Below are 8,808 nucleotides of genomic sequence, written 5' to 3'. Positions count from 1 at the left end.
GGAAATGATGGGGAAGAGATCGCTGGGGATGGCTGATTGTTGATTCGGAGTGATGAAATTCAACGGATCATGGGAGCTGCCTCGCAAAGTGAGATCCATCCTCAGACGAGCTCTTCCTGACCACCTGGCTGGCCGAAGACCTTCACCACCCGAAATCGCCTGCCGGTCATCCTCTCATACCACTCTCTCTGGATATCAGCTTCTTTCAGGCTCCTGAGAGGATGGCGAACCCGATCTCCGGTCTCCTCGTCAACAAGCACTATCTTACTCATTGATGGTGATCTCTCGTACAATGAGCTGAAGCTCATTCCTCCTTCTCTGCGCCACATGGGCTGGAGAGGGAGGACTGGACATCCTGGCCGAGCTTTCCGACAGCATCCGCCCTGCACCGCTGGCAGTGCTTCATCTGTTTGACATATGGTGCGCACCGATCATGCATCGCCCGTTTCATTGCAGGGGTCGGAGGAGTGATATCAGCAAATTTGTACTGTGGGATGAGCGGGATGATATTGAAGTTGAAGACCCCCATCGATCCGACAACCTTTGCAATCTCGGGAATGTGATCGTCATTTATACCGGGAATATATACCGTATTGATCTTGACGATCATCTTCCGCTCAACAGCCATCCGTATGCCCTTCAACTGCTGCTCAAGAAGGAGCTTCGCACCCTCAACACCCTCATACTTCTTTCCTTTATAGATGACATGGGAGTAGATCTTTGCCCCTATCTCTGGATCGACTGCATTCAGGGTGACCGTCAGATTATACGCATCATATTTGACGAGGTCGTCAATAATATCCGGAAGGACAAGCCCGTTTGTACTGATACAGAGGATCAGATGAGGGTAGTTCTCATGAATGAGCCGCATCGTCTCAAGCGTCTCAGGATTGGCAAGGGGCTCACCAGGCCCTGCGATCCCGATCACCTTGACATACGGAAACTTGTCCAGTATCTCGCGCACCCGGGCAAGCCCCTCCCCGGGGGATAACACCTCACTCGTGACACCTGGCCGGGATTCGTTGACACAGTCAAAGTCACGGACACAGTAGTTGCACTGAATATTACACTTTGGAGCAACTGCAAGGTGGGCTCTGCCCGATTTATGGCATGCCTTCTCTGAAAAGCAGGGGTGATCCCTGATCCTCCGGAGTGTCTCGGGATCATAGGGGATCTCCTTTCCCTGAACAGTTGCTGTCTGATAACCCTCATCCGTCATATGATCAATTGTAATGGACGAAGAGGCTATAAATACTGTTCTTCCTGCAGATCCGAATATTTATATAAATAATAGATTATATAAGTCCTCATGAAGACTGCTCTCCCTATACTCATCACCCTCTGCCTGCTGATGGCCTGCATCAGCGGATGCACAACCACCCCCGAACTCCCTGAACCAACACCTGTTCCAACCCCCACACCGACCCCGGAACCTGCACCACCACAATCGCCCATCATCATTCTTCCTCCTGAACTATCCCAGGTCATAGTGCGACTGAATGCCACCCCGATGGCGACAGATCCAGCCCTTATGTTCAATCTGGAGCTTGATGCCCGTCAGGCACGCGGAACTATCCCATCTGCCGGTTACCCGATGATGCTCATCTTCTTCACCTACAACACCGACAGGGTTCCAGCAGGATTTGTCCCGGAATCCGCAGATGAAGTCCGGACATCGGGTATCCCATATAAAACCAGATCATTCCATATCTACCCCGGTAATCTCATACCTCACAGGGAGCAGGTTCCCGAGATGGGATCAGGCCCGGGCATCTTTGATCCGACTGCACCACATGTGTATGGCCTTATCATTGAACTGCGGTGAAAGAGACCGTACCAGGGAGCCATCCTCCCGGGATTCCATTTTTTGGGGTTATGGGATAATACCCGGCCGGATTCATACTCCCGCCTGATCACAACAGCCTTCTTCTTCAAGAGCAACCTTTTCTGGAGTGATGGGATACGATGGATCTATTTGGAAATCTCCTTGGAAAAAGTGAAAACGCTGCACCCTTCATTCAGAAGGCAGAGGCAAATATTGAGAAGGGTCATGTTGAGGACGCAGTAAAACAGTGTCGGCGGGCGGTTGGTATCGAGCCGAAGAATGGGAGTGCATGGTACCTTCTCGGCTCAGCCGAACGTATCCTCGGCCATTACAGCGCAGCACTCGAGGCGTTTGAACAAGCCAGAACGATATCCCCGAATGATCCGGCGATCAGAGTTGCGGAAGCGGGGCTCCAGGCTCATCTTGGTAGATTCGGAGATGCTGTTGCCAGCCTTGATGCACTCCCTCCATCAGATGCATCAAGACGCGACATTCTCATCAGGAAGGCTGAATGGCTGGAGCTTCTTGGACGTTACGAAGAGGCTGAGAAGACACTCCATCAGGTTGTCGCATCTCACCCTGATGATGGCACCATAATAGCATGGCGTGTCTCCCTCCTGATGCGGCTTGGCTCCTATACCGAGGCGGTACTGGCGATCAACCAGGCACTCGCAGCCGGACATATGCCTGCCCGGATGCATGCCCTGAAAGGGCGTGCCCTTGAGGGTACCGGAGATATGGCCTCGGCTCTGGCCGCATACCGGACCGCCCTGGAGATTGAGTCAGATGACCCGGGAACATGGTATGCACGGGCACGGATCGAGGAGGCAAACGGTGACTATCTGGACGCTGCTGCATCCTATGGAGAGGTGATGCGCGGCGTCACCGATGATTCGGCTGCGGGGACTGCCCGTGCCCACTGCCTCTTCATGGCAGGAAAGTACGAGGATGCAGCATCCGGGTTTGAGAAGATCGTCGCAAAACATCCCGGATCCATACCGGCATGGTACCTTCTTGCAGTCACCTCCGAGCGGCTTGGGAGGATGAAACGCGCTGCAGAATGCTTCGAACATATTCTCAAACATGATTCCACCAATATAAACGCCTGGTACCGGCGCGGCCTTGCAAAGATGAATCTTGGGCACTACAAGGATGCCTTAGACAGCTTCCAGAGGATGCAGAACCCGGAGGGGGCAGGCAAGGTCGCCTGGGTTGCAAGCGACGGAGAGATGAGTCTCTTTGGGCGTTCATATGATACTGCACCATCAGATCTTCCACAAGCCATCGAGATCGATTCAAAAAATCTCGTCGTCATCGCCCTTCAGGCGCGGGCACTTGCCGGTCTCGGTCGGTACGAAGATGCCTTGAAGATGATCAGCAGGCTTCCAATGGAAGAGAAGAAGAACCCGGCATTGCTCTTTATATCTGCTGAGGGGGAGGCAGCGCTCGGCCAGCACTCTGCTGCGATGGCGCATCTTGAGACCTACAGAAGAGAATATGGTGATGATGCGAATTCCAGGCGACTCAGAGCAGAGATTCTTCTTAAAAGTGGAAAATACCAGGAAGCAGCCACTATGTTCGGTGAGATTCTCTCGGAAGAGCCGGATAATGTCGAGGCACTTCGCAAACGTGCAGAAGCCAGCCTGCGGCAGGGCCATCTCCGATCCGCACTCGATGATCTCATCAGGATATGCGGGATCGCCCCAACCGACCGGCATGCCGCAAGCCTCTCAGCCGAACTCTATCTTCTCACCGGCGAGGCTGAACAAGCCCTCTCCCTCATTGGAACCCTCCCGGAAAATCTGCAAAAGCGCTCATATATCCGGTTACTATCAGCACGTGCGCTGAACAGTCTCGGCCATATGCACGAGGCACTCGCAGAACTCAGGGGAGTTCTTGACGAGGAGCCACAGAATGGGCTCGCCCTCCTCCTTGAAGCAGCAGTTTCATTAAATACCGGCGATCCGGAGCGTTCAGAGAGAGCAATTGCCACACTGCGGAGGCTGGCAGACGATCAGGGAGAACTCCCGCTCCTTCATGCCGAACTCCTGAAAACACGCGGATCCTGGGAGGAGGCAGTATCAGCATTCACCGAGGCACTCTCCCGTTCTCCAAAGAATATATCTGCTCTCATCGGTCGGGCATCCGTATATCAGCGTCTTGGACGATATGAAGAGGCACTCGCAGATCTCGAGGGGGCTCGGTCAGTCGATCCATCACTTCGCCATCTCTCCATCGAGGCAGGGACCCTCCTGATGCAGACCGGCCGCTATACCGAAGCCGCAGGGTCATTTGAGCAGGGCATGGCTGCTCCCTCCCTTGTCGGGGAGGCACTTCTCCGATCAGGGAAGTATGGCGAGGCTCTGGCACTTCTCGAGAGGGGGAGTGACGGAGATGATCCGATGCCGATCTATTATGCCGGGCTTGCAGCAGAGCAGCTCGGAAGATATCAGGCTGCCATCTCACATTTCGAGAAGATCGGCGATCATCTGCCGGATGCCCTTTTCCGCCTCGGCAGTCTCCTTAGCGCAACAGGAGAGTATCACAGGGCCGATGAGATCCTCAGCCGGTACTGTGATGAGCATCCGGAGGATATCGGGGGATGGATTACCCGTGCATCTCTCTTTGAGCATCTTGGAAAAGAGGAGCTTGCAGGAAATGCAATTCAGGAGGCGATGAACCATGGCGCAGAGAGTGCCGGCCTTCTTGTTGATATGGAGCGAATTCTTGAACGTCTTGGAAGGATCGAAGATGCAAGCGACATCTGTGAGGCGATCATCAGCCAGTATCCTGATATCAGAATGATCTATCGGCAGCTTGGCCGGCTCTCCGCTATGCTCGGGGACTATGAGAAGGCCTCAAATGCATACCGGGAAGCTCTCGCCAACGAACCCGATGATCCGGTGCTCGTCCTTGAAGCCGGAGATTCTTTCATCAAGGCAGGAAATCCGGCAGAGGCATTACGGCATCTCGAAGATGCAGGAGAGAAGCATCCAGACAATTCCGGGATCTTCTCTGCAATGGGAGATGCACTCACCTCGGATGGAGAGTATACACAGGCGATCAAGGCATATGACCGTGCCCTCTCAATTGGTGATATAAGCCCACGGGTCTATCAGAGAAGGGCAGAAGCGCTGGCATTGGCTGGAAAAAGAAAGGAAGCAGCCTCTTCCCTCTCTTTATACCTTGAGCGGGAGGAGGAGGACGTGAGTGCCTGGTTTGAACTCGGGAGGCTTGCTGAGACGGTCGGCGATCTGAAACTGGCTGAGAAGGGATACCGGAAGGCCTCAGGCGTACCTGGTGCAGGCTTTGCCCAGGCCCGGACCCTTGCCCTCCTCGGTGAGGATGAACAGGCCCTCTCCCGGATTGAGACCCTGCTTGAGGAAGACCCCGAAGATATCGAATACCTGAAATTCTCGGCGACCCTCCTCCTTAGAATGGGTCGGTACGAGGAGGCGATTGATGCCTTCTCCAGGGCAGTTCATATCAGAAGGGATGATCACACCCTCGCACGCGGCTATGCCTCGGCACTTGATGCCGCAGGCAGGTACCACGAGGCGGTCGAGATCTATACCCACCTCCGGAAGGAGGAGCCTGATACAAAGGCAACGATGTATGCCATAGGCTCACTCCTCACTCATATGGGGCAATACCGTGAGGCTGCCCGGCAGTTTGATGAGATTATTGAGGCTCATCCAAATGATCCTGCCCCATTCGTCAGGCGGGGTGTTCTTGCTGAACGGCTCGGCAGATATGAGGAGGCACTGGAGTACTATGAGAAAGCTCTCTCATTCGATGCAAAGAATGGACCACTCTGGAGTGCGCGTGGTGAACTCCTCGTCACACTCGCCCGGTACAATGATGCCCTGAAGTCCTTTGACAGGGCAATTGATCTCTCCCGTGATGATCTGAACGCATGGTACAGCAAGGGTGTGATCCTCGATTATGTCGGGAAGAAAGAGCAGGCGATGGGATGCTTTGAGCATATTCTTGAGGAGAATCCTGAACATGCGCTCGCCTGGTACCGGAAGTCCCGCATCTTCGATAGTATCGGAGATCGACAGGAGGCGCTCCGCTGCCTCTCTGAGGCACTGAGTCTTGATCCGGATCTCTGAACATGCATATCCGTATCATCGCCATCGGGAAGCTGAAGGACCCCTGGATGAAGGAAGGAACCGGGGATCTCCTCTCCCGGCTCCGTCCGTATACCCGGCTCACCATCACGGAAATCTCCGAGGAGAAGTGCTCCTCGGAGGGGGAGAAACGGCGGGCAATAGAGCGTGAGGGGGCCTTGCTCCTTACAGCATCGAAGAATCCGGCCCTCCTCATCGCCCTTGATCCCGCAGGAAGAAAAATGCCGAGCGAGGCATTTGCTGATCTGATCAGGGAGAGGGAGATTGCGGGTACCGGTGATCTCGTCTTTCTCATCGGCGGGCCGGATGGCCTCTCTGATGAGGTGAGAGAGCGCTCAGATCTCCTCCTCTCCCTTTCAGAGATGACGTTTCCCCATACTTTTGCCCGCCTTCTTCTTCTTGAACAGATATACAGGGCATTCCGGATCATCCGTGGCGAGCCGTACCACAGGTAAAAAAGATTATTCTGCTTTCAGATTCCGGTTATGCCGGATCTGAAAGACGACCATCACAATGAGCGATACCGGAAGTGCGACGACGAGCGGATTGATCGCACTGTATGGCAGACCCAGGACCGACGGAGCGCCGAATATCAGCTGAGAAAGTCCGATCGCACCCGATTCAGCTGCGTGAACAAATGCGGTCCATATCGCCCATATGATTGCGCCTGAGAGCATGGATGCCTTTGCACCAATAAGGCAGGGGGATTGTGAGCTGATCCCATTGACAAACGCCGGAAGGAACGCAGAGGCGCAGAGACCCATGAAGATGACGGTCGCCCTTGCGATGATGCTCCCCGGAAGGAGGAGGGCAACGATGATGGAGATGACCATCATGATCAGGATACCGCGCTTATTTGCCCTGAGGGAGAGGGCACATGCCCGGCCGCGACCCCAGACATCGCAGGCGAGTGCCGTTCCCATCGTATGGAAGAGTGAGCTGAGCGTTGACATCGCCGCAGAGAGGAGAGTGAGCATGAAGATGATGACGAAGAGATCCGGCATCGCGCTGGTGATGTAGAGCGGGATGATGGAGTCGATGTTTCCGCCAGCTGCGGTGAGGGCAATCTCTCCACTCCTCTGGTAGAAGTAAACATTGGTCAGCGCACCGACGGTGAACGCTACCCCGGTCATCAGGAGAATGAACGGACCGCCGATGAGTGTTGCCCGGTTCATCGACCGGTCGTCACGTGCCGTCATGAACCGGACGATGAGCTGTGGCTGTGCAAGGACACCGATACCGACACCAAGTACCATCGTCGTCACAAGTGTCAGCCAGATCGGTGATCCGAATGCGGGCATCGCTGTCCATCCCATATGCCCCTGTGCCGTGAGTGCCGCCGGGACGAGTTCTGACATTCCCGTGAGTGCGGAATGCGCCACCGTCACTCCACCGAGTTTGATATAGGTCAGCACCAGCAGAAGTCCCATACCGACCGCCATAATGGCGCCCTGTACAGCGTCAGTATACATGACGGCAATGAGACCGCCGAAGACGACATACAAGCCAACAAGAAGGGCAAATCCAAGGAGTGCCGTCGTATACTGGATGCCGAGGGTCACTTCAATGAAGCGGGCGCCGCCGATAAGGATTGCGGCAGAATAGATCGGCATCGAGAGGAGAATGATGATACCACTGACATACTGGAGGAAGGGCGAGTTGTAGCATTTCCCCATCAGGTCGGGGAAGGTGAACGCACCAAGCTTCTTGCCGATCCTCCGGACCCGTTTTCCGAAGACGACGAAGGCAAGGAGAACGCCGATACCGATATTTAAGACGGTCAGCCAGATGAGCCCCATCCCAAGATTTGCTGCAACACCGCCGAACCCGACGATGGCAGCGGTTGAGATGAAGGTCGCCCCATATGAGAGGGCTATAACGAGGGGGTGGCTGTTCCTCCCTGCGACCATGTAATCTTCGGCAATCTTCGTCTTGCGGTATCCATAGATCCCAAGACCGATGATCATCGCCAGGTATGCGACGACCACAAGCCCTGTGATCAGGGGATCAACTGCCAAGATCACCCTCTCCAGAATTCCAGTTTACCAGACCATACAGTATACATGCGCCTGCAAGCGCAATTATGAGCAGATATGCCACCCAGATATAGGGATCAGGAATACCAAACATGGTGATAACCTCCGGTACCTCACAATCACTGCACGGGAGACCAGGCTATAGCGGTCTCCCTATCTAAAGAAGAAAAAGAAAAAGTCTGCTACGACTGGAATGTTCCATCCCTTACATTCTGGTACAGCAGACATGAGGTATCCACTTATTGATACTTGATATTAGGTAATAAAACCATCAGTTTTCGATCGCAGCCGGAGAGCAGCAGAGTTCATACAATATCGCATGCCTGTTGGTGGGGGCCCGTCATCGAAACGATGGCCAAGATGCGCATCACAGACGGCGCAGAGGACCTCATCACGGATCATGCCATAGCTGCTGTCTTCTTCAATCCTGATATTCTTCTCAGATACCGGCCTTGTGAAGCTGGGCCATCCGGTGCCTGAGTCAAATTTGTCATCTGAAAGGAAGAGATCGGTGTCGCAGCATGCGCAGACATACACACCGGGATTCTTACAGGCATGGTACTTCCCTGTAAAGGCAGGCTCCGTTCCCTTCCTGCGTGCAACAAAGAATACCTCGGAGGGAAGGAGCTCTCTCCATTCCTGCTCACTTCTCCTGATGGTCAGGCGATCATGGTATCTGCCATCGGCAACAGAATAGATCGGTATCGGGGGCATAACCGGAATTTTGATCCTTGATCATAATAAAACAGACGATAGTTCTATTATGTTCGAACAATATTATTTACTATTACCCGACAAATGATACAGATACAGG

General features: G+C 54.0%; 8 protein-coding genes. 3 read left to right on the top strand and 5 right to left on the bottom strand.

Annotation, left to right across the window (positions count from 1 at the left end; translation table 11 throughout):
- Positions 1 to 101: 101 nt before the first annotated feature.
- Together J2T58_RS08765 and nifB are read right to left on the bottom strand one after the other, a co-directional pair.
- Positions 102 to 272 (bottom strand): hypothetical protein, encoded by a 171-nt coding sequence (locus tag J2T58_RS08765; protein ID WP_253488932.1) that lies wholly within the window; start codon positions 270 to 272, stop codon positions 102 to 104.
- A gap of 32 nt (positions 273 to 304) precedes the next feature.
- Complete coding sequence (gene nifB / locus J2T58_RS08760; protein ID WP_253488931.1) at positions 305 to 1,219, bottom strand: nitrogenase cofactor biosynthesis protein NifB; 915 nt, start codon at positions 1,217 to 1,219, stop codon at positions 305 to 307.
- Positions 1,220 to 1,309: 90 nt separating this feature from the next.
- Between nifB and J2T58_RS08755 the strand changes: the two genes are divergently transcribed.
- The 3 genes from J2T58_RS08755 (at position 1,310) to J2T58_RS08745 (ending at position 6,413) form a co-directional block, all read left to right on the top strand.
- Positions 1,310 to 1,825 (top strand): hypothetical protein, encoded by a 516-nt coding sequence (locus tag J2T58_RS08755; RefSeq protein WP_253488930.1) that lies wholly within the window; start codon positions 1,310 to 1,312, stop codon positions 1,823 to 1,825.
- A 140-nt stretch (positions 1,826 to 1,965) separates the two neighbouring features.
- Positions 1,966 to 5,940, top strand: coding sequence for a tetratricopeptide repeat protein (locus J2T58_RS08750; protein ID WP_253488929.1), 3,975 nt, complete (start codon positions 1,966 to 1,968; stop codon positions 5,938 to 5,940).
- Positions 5,941 to 5,942: 2 nt separating this feature from the next.
- Complete coding sequence (locus J2T58_RS08745; RefSeq protein WP_253488927.1) at positions 5,943 to 6,413, top strand: 23S rRNA (pseudouridine(1915)-N(3))-methyltransferase RlmH; 471 nt, start codon at positions 5,943 to 5,945, stop codon at positions 6,411 to 6,413.
- A gap of 6 nt (positions 6,414 to 6,419) precedes the next feature.
- Here the strand turns inward: J2T58_RS08745 and J2T58_RS08740 are convergent, their stop codons facing one another.
- The 3 genes from J2T58_RS08740 to msrB form a co-directional block, all read right to left on the bottom strand.
- A complete protein-coding gene (locus J2T58_RS08740) occupies positions 6,420 to 7,976 on the bottom strand; it encodes a sodium:solute symporter family protein (RefSeq protein ID WP_253488924.1) in 1,557 nt (518 codons plus the stop codon).
- Positions 7,966 to 8,088, bottom strand: coding sequence for a symporter small accessory protein (locus J2T58_RS11235; protein ID WP_366518462.1), 123 nt, complete (start codon positions 8,086 to 8,088; stop codon positions 7,966 to 7,968). The genes J2T58_RS08740 and J2T58_RS11235 overlap by 11 nt, the downstream gene beginning before the upstream one ends.
- A 161-nt stretch (positions 8,089 to 8,249) precedes the next feature.
- Positions 8,250 to 8,708, bottom strand: coding sequence for a peptide-methionine (R)-S-oxide reductase MsrB (gene msrB / locus J2T58_RS08735; protein WP_253488922.1), 459 nt, complete (start codon positions 8,706 to 8,708; stop codon positions 8,250 to 8,252).
- Positions 8,709 to 8,808: the final 100 nt, after the last annotated feature.

This window comes from Methanocalculus alkaliphilus (assembly GCF_024170505.1).
GTDB lineage: Archaea > Halobacteriota > Methanomicrobia > Methanomicrobiales > Methanocorpusculaceae > Methanocalculus > Methanocalculus alkaliphilus.
This window is presented reverse-complemented; position numbering and strand designations above follow the sequence as displayed.